Below are 16,897 nucleotides of genomic sequence, written 5' to 3'. Positions count from 1 at the left end.
ACTCAAATTCTGCATTGTCAGGTCCGGCTGGGGGATCACATGCATCATATTGACGAGCGTCGGAAGGTTGACGAGCGCTGGCGCGTCGGCGGCGAAACCGGCCCGCGGGCCGGCGGAGAACGCCACAAGGCCCGCGCTGCGTCTTTCCGTGACACCCCCGGGAGGTCAAGGCCTACACTGCCGCAGGCTTTGCCGCTTGGGCCGCGCAACTGGGGCCTCCCGCTCCGGAAGCGGCGATGCCTGCCGGCGAGAACATCACCGCGGACACTCGGATCACGAAGCTGGCGTTGGTCTGGTGGGCAGAGTTCGAAGACGCTGACCGAGCTCTCAACACTCGCCGCCGCTACACGGACATACTAGACAACTACGTCTCCCCCGGCGTTGGCGGCTTGCGGATCCGCGAGGCAACAGTCGCCACGCTCGACCGCTTCCTCAAGACCATGCGGCGAAGCACGGCAATGCCACAGCCAAGCTCTGCAAGACCGTCCTGTCCGGCATGCTCGGGCTCGCTGCCCGCCACGGCGCCCTTGATTCGAATCCCCTGCGCGATGTGGCCACTATCCCAACCAACCACAAGGAAGTCCGAGACTTGTCCGTCTCCGAAGTCGGTGCCCTCCGGGCAGGACTTCGGCAATGGGAGGACTCCAAGAAGCAAGCCGGCCGCTACCCGACCGTGGACATCCTCGACGTAGTGGACGTCATGCTCGCGACAGGCGCCCGCATCGGCGAGGCCCTGGCTATCAGGTGGAAGGATGTTGACCTCAAGTCCGAGAAACCGACCGTCACCGTCAACGGCACCATCGTGTACGTGCCAGGTCAGGGGCTGACGATCCAGGAGCACCCTAAGAGCGCCAATTCCCGGCAGAGGTACGTCCTACCCGCCTTTGCCGTAGAAATGCTCCTAAGGCGGCAAATTGGGCAGCTGGAGGGCAATCCTTGGGACGTGGTGTTCCCGTCCGCGGTGGGATCATTGCGAGACCCGAACAATTTCCGCAAGCAATGGCGCTCCGCAGGCGACGAACTCGGATTCCAGTGGGTCACCCCGCACACGTTCCGCAAGACCGTGGGAACCCTGCTGGAGGCCTCCGCCGGCATGACCGTCGCCTCAGCCCAGCTCGGCCATGCAAACGAAAACGTCACTCGAAAGCATTACGTCCAGAAGACACACCAAGCGCCGGACAACACCAACCTTCTTGAGGCCTTTGGGAGGACCTACGAATGACCAGGCTCGCAATCACTCTTGCCGAACCAGTTGCAAGCGCCCCAGCATGGGATATCTGGACCGTTCTTGGAACGGCCGCTGCCGGCGCCCTCGTTGCGCTCTTGGTGGATTTCTTCCTCAAGCCACGTCTCCAGGTACGAAATGAGAAGTTCTCACGCCGAGCCAAGGACTTGCTAGACCTGCAGGATGGCATCCGAACGATGTTGATTGACGCGCAGCAACTCAACGATCCAGTCCTCGAAGACGAAAGGTTCCGAGGCCTCTGGGAGGAGCGGAGAAAGATGATCCGCGATCGACTTAAAGACAAAGCTGAGTCTCTGCAAGACGTCTGCGGTCCCGCAGCCCATCAATTGCCTGATACCGTGAACGCCTTCATCCAGGAGTGCGTCGGAATCACAATCGGGGCTTGCCTCTCCGAGCACGCTCACGCGGAGGTTCGCGAATTCCTAGTACCAAGGTTAGCGCTTGCGTACGACGTCCTTCATACGCCTAAGACCAAGTTCATCGGCTATGCCGTACACCTGCGGCGAGTCAGGAAATACCTGGCCGCAAAGTCGCCCGAAGAGACCGCGGAATCGCTCAGACCAAAATGATTCCGGTGGGTTTCCGGTGGATCGGCGCCCCGAGAATTGAAGGAAAAAGTGCCCCTGAATTGCGTTTCCGCAGTTCAGGGGCACTTTACAAGTAGGGCTACTCGGACTTGAACCGAGGACCTTAGGATTATGAGTCCCGCGCTCTAACCAGCTGAGCTATAGCCCCGTGACGGCCGCAAACCCTGCTGGAATCAGCAGCCCTCCGGCCGAAAGCACTCTAGCAATACTAGTCGCAAGCACGCGCGCTTTGCGTTCCCGGGATCCTAGAGTGCCTTGTCCTCGTAAGCCGCTCCGCGGTAGAGGTCCTCGAAGGTCTGCAGGGTTCCCTGGATGCTGTGCGGTTCCACCATTTCGCGGCTGGCTTTGCCCATCGCGTCCAGCTCGTCCTTGGGCAGGCGCAGCAGTTCTGTGATGCGGGCGGCCAGCTCGCTGCTGTCGCCGGGCGTGAAGAGATAGCCGTTTTCGCCGTCGCGGACCAGGTGCGGCAGGGCCATCGCGTTGGCAAGCAGCACCGGGGTGGAAGCGGACATCGCCTCGAGGGTGACCAAGGACTGGAGTTCGGCCGTGCCGGGCATGCAGAAGATGTCGGCCTGGATGTACGCCTTGCGGAGGTCCTCGTCGCTGGCCAGGCCCAGGAACTTCACGCGGCTCTGCAGGCCAAGGCGGGCCACCTGGGCTTCGAGGGCAGGGCGTACCTCTCCCCCGCCGACGATCTGCAGATGAACCTTAAGCTCGGACGGCGTCTTGGCGACGGCGTCGATCAGCACGTCCACGTGCTTCTCCTCGGCGAGGCGGCCGACGAAGAGCACCGTGGGGTGCTCGTGCGGCTCTATGACCTCGCCCGGCTGCAGTTCATAGGCCGCGGAATCGATGCCGTTGGACAGCGGCAGCACCTTGTGGAGGAAAGCATGCTGGTGCATCGCCTTGGCGGCCAGCGGGGTGGGCGTCGTGACGACATCGGCCTGGCCCATGACCTTGCCCATGTCCTTCCACGAGATGCGGCCGATGATGTCCTTGAACCACTGCGGGAACGGCAGGAAAGGATTCAGGTTCTCCGGCATGAAGTGGTTGGTGGCCACGATGCGGACGCCACGCTTCACGGCCTCATACAGGACATGCTCGCCGATCATGTAGTGGCTCTGGATGTGCACGACATCCGGCTGCACCTTGTCGAACAGCAGGCTGATTTCCTTCTTGATCTCCCACGGGAAGCAGATCCGGAAGTACTCGTGCGTCCAGACTCCGTGGGAACGGAGCCGGTGCACCGTTGCTTCGTTGCGGAATTCCGTGAAGCTCTTTCCCTTGTCCTGGCGGCAGGCCAGCACGTGGACGTTGTGGCCCCGCGCGGTCATGCCTTTCGCGAGCCGGTACCCGAACTGTGCTGCACCGTTGACGTGCGGCGGGTAGGTGTCTGCCGCAATCAGGATGGTGAGGGGTTTGGTGTTGCCGGGAATGGTCACGTGGAGAACTCCTGTTTGTCACGGTGTGAACACCACGGGAAGCTGTGCCTCGCGGTGCCTTCGCCGCCTGCCCGCATGTGGCGGAGCAATCGCGAAGCTTGCCCTAGGCTTTCCGCGCGGAGGCCGCCTTGGCGTCCCGTTTCCGCTTGGTGACTTCCGGATGGTGCCGGCTCAGGGCAATAACCCCCACGATAGCAAGGAGAGCCGCCGCGGCCATGGCGATTGCCATTACGGCGTGGACATCGGGACGAAGCTCACCAAGAATCGTGATCCCGATCGCGATTCCCACGATCGGGTCAACGACGGTCAGCCCTGCGATGACCAGGTCCGGCGGGCCGCTCGAGTAGGCACTCTGGACGAACCAGGAACCAAGGCCCCCTGCCGCCGCGATCGCGACCACGGAGTACGGCGAGACGTTGAGCAGGAACATGCCGTTGGGGTCCAGCAGGTGCTTGCCGATGATCCGGGTCAGCACCGCCACGAAGCCGAACAGCACGCCGGCGCCCAGGATGTAGACGAAGGCGCTCATGCGGTGCTTGAACAGCACGGCCAGCGCACCGAACAGGCCTACCGCCAGGGCCAGCAGCAGCACGATGGTCAGTTCGTCCTCGCCGCTGACGTGGTGGTTTTCCTGGGTGACATTGACCGCCAGGAGCACGAAGAGGGCGGACCCGGTCACGCAGGCGGTGATGGCCACCACCGTGGCGCGGTTGATGCTCAGGCCCTGGTCCCTGGCATTGACCACGGTGGTGATCACAAGCGCGATCGCACCGATCGGCTGGACTACTGTCAAAGGTGCCGTCACCAATGCGACGGCGTTCAGCGCCATCCCGGCGCACAGCAGCAGGAGTCCGAGCACCCAGCGCGGGTTGCGCAGCAGGCGCAGGAACCCGTTGGAACTCAAGGCAAGTCCGCCGGTGTCGGCCTTGACGGCGCTGCCCTGGCGCTGCGCGCCGAAAGCCATGCAGAACGCACTGAGCACGGCGAGAAGGACCGCGAACCAGGCCATCAGCCGCGACCGCCGTCGTTCTTGGCATCCTGCTCCCGCAACTCCCGGCCCTTCCGGCGGATCGCCCAGAAGTAGTTCCAGGCCGCGATCCAGTGGCCGGCCAAGCCCAGGCCAAGGCAGATCCACGCCAGCACGAAGCTGGCGCCGGAGACCGGGAAGGACAGCTTGGACAGCAGCAGCAGCGGGGCGCCCAGGAGCAGGAGCGCGGTGCGGATCTTGCCGATCCGGCTCACCGGGAGGTCGGGGTGGCTGCGGAAATAGAACAGGGAGACCGAGCCAAGGATTGCGTCCGGGACTACCAGCGCGGCGAGGTACCACCACTCGACGACGCCGGCGATCACCAGCGTGACGGCGACGGCGATCAGTGCCAGGCGGTCGGCGGCAGGATCGAGGATGCGGCCCAGGCGGGACGCCTGGTTGAAGCGCCGGGCCACGTACCCGTCGATCCAGTCGGTGCTACCCATGATGGCTAGAACGAACACCGCATAGCCGTATTCCCGGGCCCCAAGGACCAGCCAGACGAACACCGGAACGCCCATGAAGCGGAGCACGGTCAGGAAGTTGGGAACGGTGAAGACCAGATCGTGGTCGATCTGCGGCTGGCCCGGGCGGGCACCGGCGCCGATGAACTTCATCTGTCCCCTTGAATTCTGTTGCCTGGCGTGTTGATGCTTTTGCTTACTTCCTGAAGAGTCTCCGCAGTCCTACGACGAGCACCGCGGTAGAGGCGACGAAGGCCAGGATTTCCTTCCACCGCCCCGCGACGCGCTCGGACAGGCCGTCCGGGAGCCGCTTGCCGAGGTCCCCGGCCAGCTTCCGCCCGTCGTCGATCTTCTCCTGGGCGAGGTCCTGGAAGAACCTGCCCTGGGTCTTGAAGTCCAGTTCGGAACCGAGTTGGTCGCGGACACCGGCCAGGTGTTCGCGGCGCTGCTGCAGCCGGCGCAGCAGTTCGTCCTTGTCCGGCGCGGAAGGTTCGTCCCGATGGCGAGCCTCTTCCTTGGCCGCGGCTTCTTCCTTGGCCTTCCGGGCAGCCTCGGCTTTGGCGGCCTTGGCTGCCTTGTACGCCTCAGAGTCCGGGTCAAGGATGCTCGCGTCGAAGTCAGAGCCCTCTTTGAGGACGCCAAGATCGTGCTTGAGACCGCGGATGGTTTCGGCCGGCAGCAGGGGCTGCGCCTTCTTGAATTGGCCGAAAGCCACCAGCCCTCCGATCGCGATGACCAACAGGAATGCCGCTGAGACCACGAGGGCGGCCAGCCACCCCGGCATGACGGTCGCGAGTCCCAGGATGGCCGCGACCACGAGGGCGACGACGAGCAGCAGCGCGAACACGAGGGCCACCCCCACAAAGGCGCCCGCAAGGCCGAGCTTGACGCCCTTTTCCTTCAGTTCAAGCTTCGCAAGATGGATTTCGTCATTGAGCTGCCGCGGCACGAGCCGGCCAGCGAGCTTGAGGGTCCTCGGCAGTGCCCCGATTCCAGGGCCCATCCCGGACTTGCCCCTGTGACGTCCGCTCATCAGTTCCCCGCCTTACCGCTTCTCTACGTATCCGTCGCCGGCGCCAAACCCGAATCCCATGTGCGGCACCTGCCCACAAAACTACCATTCAGCCTTCTTCCGGTTTTCCGGTCCGTATCCCGGCGCGCCCTTGTGCCCCAAGGAATCCGTGGCGGGAGTTCTCAGAGATATGACCTTTCGCACATAGGATTGGTGTTCGTGACGACTCCCCCTGCCCGCGGCGATGCCCTCAGCCGGCGTGAAAAGCTCCTGTACATCCTTCTTCTTGGCTCCCTCACCGCCCTTGGGCCGTTCACCGTGGACCTGTACCTGCCTGCGTTCCCGGCGCTGGAGCAGCATTTCGGGGTGTCGGCCGCCGCCATCCAGCTGACCCTTGCGGGCACTACGGTGGGTTTCGCAATCGGCCAGCTCGTCGTCGGACCCTTCAGCGACAAGTTCGGCAGGCGCATGCCGCTGATCCTGGCAACCGCGCTGCACATCGCCTCGTCTCTGGGGGCAGCCCTGTCCACAGACATCGGGGCATTGTCCGTGTTCCGTGTCCTCATGGGCATCGGCGCGGCCGGCGGTGGCGTGGTGGCCATGGCGATGGTCCGGGACCTCTTCCACGGTTACGCCATGGTGCGGATGTTCTCCCGGATGTCCCTCGTGAACGGACTGGCTCCCATCCTGGCGCCGATCATCGGTTCCCAGCTGCTGCTGGTGATGCCGTGGCCGGGCATCTTCTACTTCCTGGCGGCCTACGGCTCCCTTGTGATCATCGCCGCCATCTTCCTGATCCGGGAAACCTACCCGCCCGAGCTCCGCAGCCAGGCCAGCACGACGGCGGCCCAGCGTTACCGTGCGGTCTTCGGCGACCGCATCTTCGTGGGCATGCTCCTGGTAGGCGGCTTCAACTTCGGCGGGCTGTTCGCCTACCTTTCCGCGTCCACCTTCCTGTTCCAGCAGGTCTACTCCTTCTCGCCGCAGGAATACGGCCTGCTGTTCGGCGTCAATTCCCTGGGCATCGTGGCCGGCGTCCAGATCAGTTCCCGCGTGATCAAGCACGTGGCACCGCAATGGATCATGGCCTGCGCGACGGCGTGGCTGCTGCTCATGTCGCTCCTGATCGTCCTGTTCGACATGCTTCACCTCGGGCTGTGGGGCGTAATCATCCCGCTGTGGTTCTACATCCTCGCCACGGGCTTCATGTTCCCGTGCGTCCAGGTGGTAGCGCTGGCCAACCACGGTGCGCAGGCGGGCACCGCTGCCTCACTGCTGGGAGCGTCGAACTTCATGATGGCCGGAATCATTCCGCCGGTGGTGGGCGTGCTCGGCGTGGCTTCGGCCACGCCGATGGGCGCCGTCCAGGCCGTCTGCGTATGCTGCTCAGTCCTCGCCCTGTGGCTTGTGGTCCGCCCGCACACCGTTCCGTCGATCCATTAGTCCCTGAACCACTAGCACCTAGGCTGGAACCATGGCGCGCACACCTTCCGGCAACCGCCCGCACCACAACCGCCCGGACCGCAACGGCCCGCACCGCAACGGCCGGGGCCTCTTCGTGGGTGCGGTGCTCGGCGCCGTCGCCGGCTTCTTCCTGGGCCGCAACCTCGGCAACCCGCTGTTCGGCGCCCTGCTGGGGGCCGTGATCGGCGCCGCACTGATGTACCGGATCAACCCGGGGCCATGGAAACGGGACTGAGCCCGGCGAAAGGCGTTCCACCCCTGGCTGGCTCTGTTGTGCTCCGGGGCCCGGCGATAAAGTTGAACTGTGCCCCGTTGGCAGGAAACACACCCCGTTCCGGCGCCCTGGCAGCGGCAGGACAACGGAATCCTGCCCCTGTGGTGGGACCGCCTGTGTTCCGTGACGAGTCCGCAGTCCGCGGCCTTGTATGCGGCGGGACTCTTCACCGAAGACCGGCGGCGGCCGATCGCCCAGTGGTTCAACCCGGACACCGGGGCAGCCCTCCTGGTGGCTCCCGAAACCTCCCCCGAGTGGCCCGTGCAGCGCTTCGGAATCTTCTACGCTCCTCCCGGCAGCGGCTTCACCCGGGTGCATTCATCACCGCACGAGTGGCACCCGCGAGAACCCCGCACGCCCCCGACCGAAGACGAAGCGTTCCGCGCCGCCGTCGAGGAGGCCGCCAGGTTCCTGCAGGTGGAAATGGATTTCGTCTAGGACGCAAAACAGAAGGGCCCGTACCGCGTTTCCGCGGTACGGGCCCTGTGCGCTCCTCCGACTGGACTTGAACCAGTAACCCTTCGATTAACAGTCGAATGCTCTGCCAATTGAGCTACGGAGGAATGAAGCGGTTATGACTTTAGCAAAGGTCGGGCCACTTCGCGAAATCGGCGCCGGGCAGCGGCACCACCTGCGGGAAATACCCTCCCGGGGTATGAAAAATGCCCCCGTTCCGGGGATTCCGGAACGGGGGCATCGGGAGCTCCTCCGACTGGACTTGAACCAGTAACCCTTCGATTAACAGTCGAATGCTCTGCCAATTGAGCTACGGAGGAATGAAGCGGTTATGACTTTAGCAAACGCCCGCCGGGAAACGAAATCGAGCCCCGGAAGCCGCCCGTGAACGGCCTCATTCTGCCCGGAGCGCCCTGCGCTGCATCTCGAGTTCCATGAGTTCGCGGTTGAGCTGCTGGAATTCCTCCGGGTTGGCGGCGGCGTCCAGCCGCTGCAGGCGGCCCATCTTGTCCGCCTTGACGCGGGTGATCTGCAGTTCGAAGAGGCGGGCCAGGATGTCGCGGCAATAGCGCTGCATGGCTTCGGGGGTGCTGGCCGGCAGTGGCACCACGGCGAGTTCGGACACCAGGCCGCGCAGGGGCTCGGGCATCTCCTGCCGGACAGCTTCCACCCAGGCCACCGGATCGCCCGCACGGGCCAGCCCCGCGGCCCGGATGGCGTCGTGCACGGCGGCGTACGCGGGCGTGGCGAAGCGGGACATCTCGAAGCGGTCCCAGGCCGGACCCGCCAGCACGGAGGGATCCTGGAGCACGACCTCGAGCGCCTGGCGTTCCATCGCCGCCACGGGATCCCTCGGGTCCGGGCGGTGGAACGCTGCCCCGGGGCCCGACGGCGGCATGGCGGCTCCCGCGGGGGCGCCCGCCTCCTGCGGGGCACCGCTCCCGTGTGCACCGCCCGAGCCGCCTTGGGCGGCCTGCGCGGCTGCCCGCTTCTGCGCGCCACTGACGGCCCGGCTGACGTCGTCGATGGGCATGCCCAGCCAGCCGGCCAGTTCGCGGACGTACGCCGGGCGCAGGCCGGAATCACGGATCTGGGCGACGACGGGAGCGGCCTCGCGCAAGGCGGCAATGCGGCCCTCCACCGTGTCCAGGTCGTGCCGTTTCAGGGAAGCCCGGATGGCGAACTCGAACAGCGGCCGGCGGCTGCCGATAAGTTCCCGCACCGCCGCATCGCCGCGGAGCTGGCGGAGATCACAGGGATCCGCGCCGGTGGGTTCCACCGCCACATAGGTTTGGGCGACGAAGCGCTGGTCCTCCTCAAAGGCGCGCAATGCCGCCTTCTGGCCCGCGGCGTCGCCGTCGAAGGTGAAGATGACCTCTCCCCCGCTGCCGTCGTCCGAGAGCAGGCGCCGGGCGATCTTGATGTGGTCGGCACCGAAGGCGGTGCCGCAGGTAGCCACCGCCGTGCCCACGCCCGACAGATGGCAGGCCATCACGTCCGTGTAGCCCTCGACGACCACCAGCTGGCGGTCCTTGGCGATGTTCCGCTTGGCGAGGTCGATCCCGTAGAGCACCTGGGACTTCTTGTAGAGCGTGGTCTCCGGCGTGTTCAGGTACTTGGGACCCTGGTCGTCCTCGTAGAGCTTGCGGGCACCGAAGCCGATGGTGTCTCCCGCGATGTCACGGATGGGCCAGATGAGCCGACCGCGGAAACGGTCGTAGATGCCGCGGTTGCCTTCGGAGAACATGCCGGTGAGCTTCAGCTCGGCATCCGTGAAGCCGCGTCCGCGCAGGTGCTTGAGCAGCGAATCCCAGCCCTGCGGGGCGTAGCCGACGCCGAATTGTTCCGCGGCCGCGCGGTCGAAGCCGCGGCCGTGCAGGAAGTTCCGGCCCTCTGCCGCACCCGGGGTCAGGAGCTGCGACCGGAAGAATTCATCGGCGATCTTGTGGGCGTCCAGCAAGCGCTGGCGCTTGCCGACTTCCTCGCGGCTGGGCCCGGAGCCGCCGTCCTCGTAGCGGAGTTCGTAGCCGATGCGGGCCGCGAGCTTCTCCACGGCCTCGTGGAAGGAACTGTGGTCCATTTTCTGGACGAAGGAGATGACGTCCCCGTCCTCGCCGCAGCCGAAGCAGTGGTAGCGGCCCACCTGGGGCCGGACGGTGAAGGAGGGCGAACGCTCGTCGTGGAAGGGGCACAGGCCCTTGTATGTTCCGAGGCCGGCACCCTTGAGGGTCACGTAGCCGTCGACGACTTCCTTGATGTCCGTGCGCTGGCGTACCTCGTCGATATCTTCACGTTTGATCAGCCCAGCCACTGGACCATCCTAGCCGCTGGGCAAGCCGCGGGCGTGCCCAGCGGGGACCTCACCAGAGCGACGGCAGGCTGCCCACCAGGCGCTCGTACATCGCCAGCGCGGAGGCGTCCGTCAGGGAGGCCACCTGGTCGACGACGACCCGGAGCCGGGCACCGTCGTCGACGGCGTCACGCCAGTCCGCGGCGAACATCGGCTCCAGGTGCCGGTCGCCGGTGGCGCTAAGCACGCCCACCAGGGCGTGCAGGACCTCACGCTGCCGCTCGTAGACCGGCTGGCGGTGGTCCGTGGAGATCACGAAGGTGGTGGCCAGGCCCTTCATCACGGCGATCTCCGTGACGGTTTCCTCCGGGACCATCAGCTCGGCGCTGAAGCGGGTGAGCCGATCCGGGCCGAAGTGGAGCCGGGTGGTTTCCAGGGCGCTCTGGCAGAAGCGTCCGATCAGCTGGCTGGTCATGTTCTTCAGGGCCGCCATCGACTTGCGGCTGCCGTCTGCTTCCCGGACCCAGACGCTGGTGGCTTCGAGGCGGGCCAGGGCCGCGTCGATCTCGGCGGGCTCGTTGTGGGGCAGGTACCACTGGCGGGTGTAACCCACCACGCGCGCCCGGTGGTCCGGGTTGTCCAGCCACTTCAGCTGGAAGTGGCCGGCGACGATCGCGTCCTCAACGTCGTGCACCGAGTAGGAGATGTCATCGGCCAGGTCCATGACCTGCGCTTCGATGCAGGAGCGGTTGCCCGGGGCGCCCTCGCGTAGCCAGGCGAAGATGGGCAGATCGTCCTCGTAGGCGCCGAACTTGCTGGTGCGGTGCCCGTGGATTACCGGGGCGTCCGCGGCGGACCAGGGGTATTTCGACGCAGCGTCCAGGCTGGCGCGCGTCAGGTTCAGTCCGGCGGGTTCGCCGCCGGGGGTGAGGACCTTGGGCTCGAGGCGGGTCAGCAGGCGCAGGGTCTGGGCATTGCCCTCGAAGCCGCCGATGGCGTGGGCCAGCTCGTTGAGGGCGGACTCCCCGTTGTGGCCGAACGGCGGGTGGCCGAGGTCGTGGCTGAGGCAGGCGGTGTCCACGACGTCGGGATCGCAGCCCAGGGCCCGGCCGAGCTCGCGTCCTACCTGGGCGACCTCAAGACTGTGGGTCAGCCGGGTGCGCACGAAGTCGTCGGTGTCCGGAGCGACCACCTGGGTCTTGGCCCCGAGCCGGCGCAACGCCGAAGAGTGCAGCACCCGGGCACGGTCCCGCTCGAAATCCGAACGGTAGTTGCTCTTCCTGGGTTCCTGGACCCAGCGGGTGGAGTCGGCCTCGCTGTAGCCCGGGATGGCCGGAACTGAATCGCTCCGGCTGGCGGCGGACAATGCTTCGGTTCCCATGTGGCCTAGTCTTCCATGCCGGGGCTTGGGTGAATGACGCCTAGCCGCCGGAAACGTCCAGTTCTGCCGCCGAAATGTCGCGGCTTTGTTCCTCGTTCAGGGCCCGGCTGAGCAGCCAGTCCTTGGGCAGGGCCGGCTTCTTGGGCGATCCCGCACGGCCGCGCGGCCCTTCGGAATCCTCGCCGGGGTACGGCAGGTCCATGTCCAGTTCGTCCAGCAGTCCGCGCAGCACCTCCAGGGTGGGCACGGTGGCCAGCTTGGCGCGCAGTTCCCCGCCCACCACATAGCCCTTGAAGTACCAGGCCGTGTGCTTGCGGATTTCGCGCAGGGCCTTGTATTCGTCGCCGCCGAAGGTTTCGACCATCAGCTCGGCGTGCCGGTAGACACCCTCTGCCACCTGGCGCAGGCCCGGACGGTGGCGCTGTTCGCTGCCTTCGAACGCGGCCTGGAGGTCGCCGAACAGCCACGGCCGGCCCTGGCAGCCACGGCCCACCACCACACCGTCGATGCCGGTTTCCCGGACCATGCGGACGGCGTCCTCGGCGGACCAGATGTCGCCGTTGCCGAGCACCGGGATGTCCGGCAGGGCTTCGCGCAGCCGGGCGATCGAGGACCAGTCGGCCTGGCCGGAGTAGAACTGCGCCGCGGTGCGGCCATGGAGCGCGACGGCGGCAACGCCGGAATCGCGGGCGATCCGGCCGGCGTCGAGGTACGTCAGGTGGTCCTCGTCGATGCCTTTGCGCATCTTGATGGTCAGCGGGATGTTCCCCTTGGACGCTTCCTTGACGGCGGTCTGCACGATCGCGGTAAACAGGTCGATCTTCCACGGCAGCGCCGAACCGCCGCCGCGCCGGGTGACCTTCGGGACCGGGCAGCCGAAGTTGAGGTCGATGTGGTCGGCACGGTCTTCCTCGACCAGCATGCGCACGGCGGCCCCGACTGTCACAGGGTCCACGCCGTAGAGCTGTACCGAGCGGACTTTTTCGTCGTCGTCGTGCGAAATGATGCGCAGCGACTCAGGCGTCCGCTCCACCAGGGCGCGCGAGGTGACCATCTCCGCAACGTAGAGTCCGCCGCCGTATTCGCGGCACAGCCGGCGGAACGCCGAGTTCGTGATGCCGGCCATGGGGGCCAGGATCACGGGGGTGTCCACGGTGATGTTGCCCAGCTGCAGGGGCGGCAGCTCGAGCTTCGGCGAAGGAGGGGTTGCTACAACAGTCACCTATCCATTGTGCCAAAGCCGGGCAAATCAGCCCCGGCAGTCGCCTAACTGCCCTGGCGGCGGCTTACCGCATCGCGGCGCTCAGCGTCCCGGCGGGCGCGGCGGGTTTCGACGACGGCGGCCAGTTCCCCGGTGTCGAGCGAGGCGTAGCCTTCCACCGCAGTCGGCGAGCTTTCCAGCTCGCGGACCCGGCCGGCGTCGGCGTCCTCCGCAGCTGTGCTGCCTGCCGCTCCGGCGCCCGCAGGCACGGAACCACGGCGCGGACCGGTGGCTTTGACAACCAGCACGGCGATCAATGTGGTGACCGGGATCGCGAGGACAAGGCCGATGGAACCGACCAGGGTCCGCACCACTTCCTCGGACAGTTCCGCGCTGGTGAGGGTGTCCAGCAACGGCCGGTCGTAGAGCATCACGATGATCAGGATCGGCAGGGCGGCCCCGGCGTAGGCGAACGCGATCGTGTACACGGTGGAGGCGATGTGGTCCCGCCCGATCCGCATGGCGGAGCTGAAGAGCTTGCGGGCCGTGGTCTCCGGGGCCAGTTCGTAGAGTTCCCACACTGCCGAGGACTGGGTGATGGTGACGTCGTTGAGCACACCGAGGCCGGAAATGATGAGTCCGCACAGGATGATGCCGGAGATCGAGATCCGGTCCGACATGTTCACCAGCGTGGCGGCATCATGGTTGCCCACTCCGGCCAGGTTCGCGGCACTGGTTGCCCAGGCCGCGAGCAACGCGGTGATGCCCAGGCCGAAGACCGTGCCCAGAAGCGCTGTCGAAGTCCGGGCCGAGAAGCCGTGCGCGAAATACAGCACGCCGATCATGATGGCCGTGGAGCCCACCAGTGCCACGAGCAGCGGCGGCTTGCCGTCCACCAGGCCAGGGAGCATGAAGCTGACCAGCACCACGTAGGCACCCACCAGGCCGAGCAGGGCGCGGAAGCCCCGCCAGCGCGCGACGGCGATCACCACCACGGCGTACAGCACGGCCAGCAGCGCGATCGGCATGGTCCGGACGAAATCCACGAAAACGTAGGCAGGCGAGCCGGTCCCGGCGGCCTGCACCTGGGAGAGGTTCAGGTAACGGATCTCGTCGCCGGCCTTGACGCCGTGGCTCTTGGCGACGTCAGGGTTGATCACAACTTTGACGGGGCTGCCGCCGGCGTCGGGCTGCGTCATCGCGAAGGTGCAATTGGAGCCGTCCTGCCCGCCCTGCTGGCCGGCCGGGGGAATTTCGGCGCCGGTGTTGGCCTGGCTGCAGCTTTCCTGGAGGACGGACTGGATCCTTCCGGTGTCGAAGGTGACCCCGGGCGCCGCCTGGTACGGGCTGGCGAGGGTGAGGCCCTCCTTGCTGCCGGACGGCCACAGAAGCAGCATGGCCACCACGGTGAGCACGCCAAGCGGCACCAGAACCGCTGCGAGCAGCCAGTTGGCCCGCTTGCGTGCCTGGAGTGACTCGGCCGTAACCTCGGCGGGGTTGTGTGCGTGTCCGTGACCCATTGCCTTCTTTCCCCATCCCTTGGCCCAACTGACTGGCATTTGTGGTCGTTTTGAGGGCTCAAAACGACCACAAATGCGAGCTAGTTGGGCTCCACCGAAAATCAGTCGCTGACGACCTGTGTGTCCGCGCCCTCGACGTGCGCCTTGCCTTGGGCCAGGAGCGGGTCCAGGACCCCGCGCAGGGCGGCCATGGCGTCGTCCACTTCGAGCAGCACGGGATGCTGGTAGGCGATCAGGGCCAGCAGCTCCCCTACCGCCTGCGCGGCATCGCCGGCGTCCAGCGCCGGTTCGTGGCCGAGGAAGACCTCCGAGGCGTCGTCGGCATTGCCCGTGGCATAACTGACGGCGAACGCCCGGATCTTGCCCTTGCGGCTGGCGGGTACCCCGGTGCCGAAGGCGCTGGCCTTCGGCGCGCGCAGTACCACGGCGCCGTGGGCGCCGCTGAGATCGTCCAGGAACATCCGCTGCACGGTGGGAATCCCCAGCTCGCCCGGGTTGTCCCAGTGGTGCACGGCCGTGTAGTAGCGGCCGACGACGTCGCTCAGTTCCACCGAACCGGTGGCCAGGTCTTCGACCTGTTCGGAGGCGGCTTCTTCCGAGCCGTCGCCGAAGACCGGGAGCTTCAGCGCCTCGGGGTGGACCACCACCAGCTGCGAACGCTGGATCGGGGCGAGTCCGGCCCACGCGGCGAAGGCGGCACCGGGGGTGCCGGGCTCCACCTTGCTGCGCAGCTTCGAAACGCCCGACGGCGCCAGCTCGGCTTCGCGGCGCAGCATGGTCAGCAGCGTGGCGCCGATGCCGTTGCGGCGGTGGTCCTTGGCGACCTCGATGTAGGCCCACAGCCGCTCCGGGTGGAGGGAGGCTTCGTGGACGACGGCGGCCGCCACCGGGATGGCGACGCCGTCCACAACATCTTCGGCCACGATGCATCGGCGCCACGGAGCGTTGCTGGATGGCGCCAGGGCGGCACGGAACTGCTGGGCCGGAAGGGTTTCGGGTCCGCCCCAGATTTCCAGGAGCGCGAGGTCGTCGCCCTCGCGCCATTCCCTGTATTCGACCGCCACGCTCAGGCGCCGATCAGCCGTGCTGCCAGGTAGCCTTCCACCTTGTCCAGGGACACGCGTTCCTGGCTCATGGTGTCGCGTTCGCGGATGGTCACAGCCTGGTCATCGAGGGTGTCGAAGTCCACAGTGATGCAGAACGGGGTGCCGATCTCGTCCTGGCGGCGGTAGCGGCGGCCGATGGCGCCGGCGTCGTCGAAGTCGATGTTCCAGTTCTTGCGCAGCTGGGTGCCCAGTTCCTTCGCCTTGGGCGAGAGGTCCTCGTTGCGGCTCAGCGGGAGCACGGCGGCCTTCACGGGCGCCAGACGGGGATCCAGCTTCAACACCGTGCGCACGTCCACGCCGCCCTTGGCATTGGGGGCCTCGTCCTCGGTGTAGGCGTCGATCAGGAACGCCATGAAGGAACGGGTCAGGCCGGCCGCGGGTTCGATCACGTACGGGATGTAGCGCTCGTTGGTGGCCTGGTTGAAGTAGCTCAGGTCCTGGCCGGAAGCCTTGGAGTGGGTGGAGAGGTCGAAATCCGTGCGGTTGGCAATGCCTTCGAGCTCGCCCCATTCGGAGCCCTGGAAGCCGAAGCGGTATTCGATGTCCGTGGTGCCCTTGGAGTAATGGCTGAGCTTCTCCAGCGGGTGCTCGAAGAAGCGCAGGTTCTCCTCGCGGATGCCCAGGCCCGTGTACCAGGCCATGCGCTCCTTCATCCAGTATTGGTGCCACTCTTCATCCGTGCCGGGCTCGACGAAGAATTCCATCTCCATCTGCTCGAATTCGCGGGTGCGGAAGATGAAGTTGCCCGGGGTGATCTCGTTCCGGAAGGACTTGCCGATCTGGCCGATGCCGAACGGCGGCTTCTTCCGGGAGGTGGTGAGCACGTTGCTGAAGTTCACGAAGATGCCCTGCGCGGTTTCAGGGCGCAGGTAGTGCAGGCCTTCTTCGCTGGCGACGGGGCCCAGGAAAGTCTTGAGCAGGCCGGAGAACTCCTGCGGTTCGGTCCACTGGCCGCGGGTGCCGCAGTTGGCGCAGGCGATGTCGGCCAGGCCGTTTTCGGCGGGGCGGCCCTTCTTTTCCTCGTACTCTTCCTCGAGGTGGTCTGCCCGGTAGCGCTTGTGGCAGGAGAGGCACTCGACCAGCGGATCGGAGAAGACCTCCACGTGGCCGGAAGCTTCCCAGACCTGCTTGGGCAGGATCACGGAGGAATCCAGGCCCACCACGTCTTCGCGGCCGCGGACCATGGACTGCCACCACTGGCGCTTGATGTTTTCCTTCAGCTCCGCGCCGAGGGGGCCGTAGTCCCAGGCAGAACGCGAGCCACCATAGATTTCACCGGCCTGGAAGACAAAGCCCCTTCGCTTGGAGAGGGAAATGACCTGGTCGAGGACGGATTTTGCTGCCATGGGTGACTCCAATGATCTACAGGGCCGCTGGGTGCGGTCCGCGCTGGTGCGCAGTTGAAGACTGCGCGAAGGAAAGCTGGG

The 16,897-nt window shown here is 66.1% G+C and carries 15 protein-coding genes and 3 tRNA genes; 5 read left to right on the top strand and 13 right to left on the bottom strand.

Annotated features, from left to right (window positions below):
- The first annotated feature begins 589 nt into the window (after positions 1 to 589).
- Both ACZ9CK_RS05545 and ACZ9CK_RS05540 read left to right on the top strand, forming a co-directional pair.
- Positions 590 to 1,222, top strand: a complete 633-nt coding sequence (locus tag ACZ9CK_RS05545; RefSeq protein WP_476049456.1) for a site-specific integrase — start codon at positions 590 to 592, stop codon at positions 1,220 to 1,222.
- Positions 1,219 to 1,815: a hypothetical protein gene (locus ACZ9CK_RS05540; protein WP_476049455.1), complete on the top strand. Its 597-nt coding sequence runs from the start codon at positions 1,219 to 1,221 to the stop codon at positions 1,813 to 1,815. Before ACZ9CK_RS05545 ends, ACZ9CK_RS05540 begins: the two co-directional genes overlap by 4 nt.
- Positions 1,816 to 1,907: 92 nt before the next feature.
- Here the strand turns inward: ACZ9CK_RS05540 and ACZ9CK_RS05535 are convergent.
- The 5 genes from ACZ9CK_RS05535 to ACZ9CK_RS05515 form a co-directional block, all read right to left on the bottom strand.
- Positions 1,908 to 1,981: transfer RNA gene (locus tag ACZ9CK_RS05535), tRNA-Ile, on the bottom strand.
- Between the two features lie 97 nt (positions 1,982 to 2,078).
- Positions 2,079 to 3,275 (bottom strand): glycosyltransferase, encoded by a 1,197-nt coding sequence (locus ACZ9CK_RS05530; RefSeq protein ID WP_426302739.1) that lies wholly within the window; start codon positions 3,273 to 3,275, stop codon positions 2,079 to 2,081.
- Positions 3,276 to 3,378: 103 nt separating this feature from the next.
- Positions 3,379 to 4,284: a DMT family transporter gene (locus ACZ9CK_RS05525; protein ID WP_426302738.1), complete on the bottom strand. Its 906-nt coding sequence runs from the start codon at positions 4,282 to 4,284 to the stop codon at positions 3,379 to 3,381.
- Entirely contained in the window at positions 4,284 to 4,919 is a 636-nt protein-coding gene (locus ACZ9CK_RS05520) for a CDP-alcohol phosphatidyltransferase family protein (RefSeq protein WP_476049454.1), read from the bottom strand. Before ACZ9CK_RS05520 ends, ACZ9CK_RS05525 begins: the two co-directional genes overlap by 1 nt.
- Before the next feature lie 43 nt (positions 4,920 to 4,962).
- Positions 4,963 to 5,799, bottom strand: a complete 837-nt coding sequence (locus ACZ9CK_RS05515) for a phage holin family protein (RefSeq protein WP_476049453.1) — start codon at positions 5,797 to 5,799, stop codon at positions 4,963 to 4,965.
- A 192-nt stretch (positions 5,800 to 5,991) separates the two neighbouring features.
- On the opposite strand from ACZ9CK_RS05515, the gene ACZ9CK_RS05510 reads away from it, so the two are divergent.
- From ACZ9CK_RS05510 to ACZ9CK_RS05500, 3 genes are all read left to right on the top strand, one after another.
- Positions 5,992 to 7,221 carry a multidrug effflux MFS transporter gene (locus ACZ9CK_RS05510; protein ID WP_476049452.1) on the top strand — a complete coding sequence of 410 codons (1,230 nt, stop codon included), beginning with the start codon at positions 5,992 to 5,994 and terminating at the stop codon, positions 7,219 to 7,221.
- Positions 7,222 to 7,252: 31 nt separating this feature from the next.
- Positions 7,253 to 7,477, top strand: a complete 225-nt coding sequence (locus ACZ9CK_RS05505) for a glycine zipper domain-containing protein (RefSeq protein WP_426302734.1) — start codon at positions 7,253 to 7,255, stop codon at positions 7,475 to 7,477.
- A gap of 69 nt (positions 7,478 to 7,546) precedes the next feature.
- Entirely contained in the window at positions 7,547 to 7,954 is a 408-nt protein-coding gene (locus tag ACZ9CK_RS05500) for a hypothetical protein (RefSeq protein ID WP_426302733.1), read from the top strand.
- Between the two features lie 52 nt (positions 7,955 to 8,006).
- Here ACZ9CK_RS05500 and ACZ9CK_RS05495 read toward each other — a convergent pair.
- The 8 genes from ACZ9CK_RS05495 to ACZ9CK_RS05460 form a co-directional block, all read right to left on the bottom strand.
- Positions 8,007 to 8,079, bottom strand: a tRNA-Asn gene (locus ACZ9CK_RS05495).
- 140 nt (positions 8,080 to 8,219) lie between these two features.
- Positions 8,220 to 8,292 (bottom strand) — tRNA-Asn (locus ACZ9CK_RS05490).
- Between the two features lie 74 nt (positions 8,293 to 8,366).
- Positions 8,367 to 10,283, bottom strand: coding sequence for a DNA primase (gene dnaG / locus ACZ9CK_RS05485; protein ID WP_426302732.1), 1,917 nt, complete (start codon positions 10,281 to 10,283; stop codon positions 8,367 to 8,369).
- Between the two features lie 49 nt (positions 10,284 to 10,332).
- Positions 10,333 to 11,643, bottom strand: a complete 1,311-nt coding sequence (locus ACZ9CK_RS05480) for a deoxyguanosinetriphosphate triphosphohydrolase (protein ID WP_426302731.1) — start codon at positions 11,641 to 11,643, stop codon at positions 10,333 to 10,335.
- 40 nt (positions 11,644 to 11,683) lie between these two features.
- Positions 11,684 to 12,865, bottom strand: a complete 1,182-nt coding sequence (dusB, locus tag ACZ9CK_RS05475) for a tRNA dihydrouridine synthase DusB (protein ID WP_476049451.1) — start codon at positions 12,863 to 12,865, stop codon at positions 11,684 to 11,686.
- Between the two features lie 44 nt (positions 12,866 to 12,909).
- The gene (locus ACZ9CK_RS05470; protein WP_476049450.1) at positions 12,910 to 14,364 is read right to left on the bottom strand and encodes a YibE/F family protein; all 1,455 of its coding nucleotides are present in this window, start codon (positions 14,362 to 14,364) and stop codon (positions 12,910 to 12,912) included.
- 101 nt (positions 14,365 to 14,465) lie between these two features.
- On the bottom strand, positions 14,466 to 15,428 hold the full coding sequence (locus tag ACZ9CK_RS05465; protein ID WP_426302728.1) for a GNAT family N-acetyltransferase: 963 nt from the start codon (positions 15,426 to 15,428) through the stop codon (positions 14,466 to 14,468).
- 2 nt (positions 15,429 to 15,430) lie between these two features.
- Positions 15,431 to 16,816, bottom strand: coding sequence for a glycine--tRNA ligase (locus ACZ9CK_RS05460; RefSeq protein WP_426302727.1), 1,386 nt, complete (start codon positions 16,814 to 16,816; stop codon positions 15,431 to 15,433).
- Between the last annotated feature and the right edge of the window lie 81 nt (positions 16,817 to 16,897).

This window comes from Arthrobacter sp. TE26545 (genome assembly GCF_056279005.1).
This window is presented reverse-complemented; position numbering and strand designations above follow the sequence as displayed.

Excerpts from the sequence above, each read along its gene's own strand:
- ACZ9CK_RS05460 (WP_426302727.1), bottom strand. The coding sequence starts at position 16,816 with ATGGCAGCAAAATCCGTCCTCGACCAGGTCATTTCCCTCTCCAAGCGA.
- ACZ9CK_RS05525 (WP_426302738.1), bottom strand. The coding sequence starts at position 4,284 with ATGGCCTGGTTCGCGGTCCTTCTCGCCGTGCTCAGTGCGTTCTGCATG.
- ACZ9CK_RS05520 (WP_476049454.1), bottom strand. The coding sequence starts at position 4,919 with ATGAAGTTCATCGGCGCCGGTGCCCGCCCGGGCCAGCCGCAGATCGAC.
- ACZ9CK_RS05480 (WP_426302731.1), bottom strand. The coding sequence starts at position 11,643 with ATGGGAACCGAAGCATTGTCCGCCGCCAGCCGGAGCGATTCAGTTCCG.
- ACZ9CK_RS05515 (WP_476049453.1), bottom strand. The coding sequence starts at position 5,799 with ATGAGCGGACGTCACAGGGGCAAGTCCGGGATGGGCCCTGGAATCGGG.
- ACZ9CK_RS05505 (WP_426302734.1), top strand. The coding sequence starts at position 7,253 with ATGGCGCGCACACCTTCCGGCAACCGCCCGCACCACAACCGCCCGGAC.
- ACZ9CK_RS05470 (WP_476049450.1), bottom strand. The coding sequence starts at position 14,364 with ATGGGTCACGGACACGCACACAACCCCGCCGAGGTTACGGCCGAGTCA.
- ACZ9CK_RS05540 (WP_476049455.1), top strand. The coding sequence starts at position 1,219 with ATGACCAGGCTCGCAATCACTCTTGCCGAACCAGTTGCAAGCGCCCCA.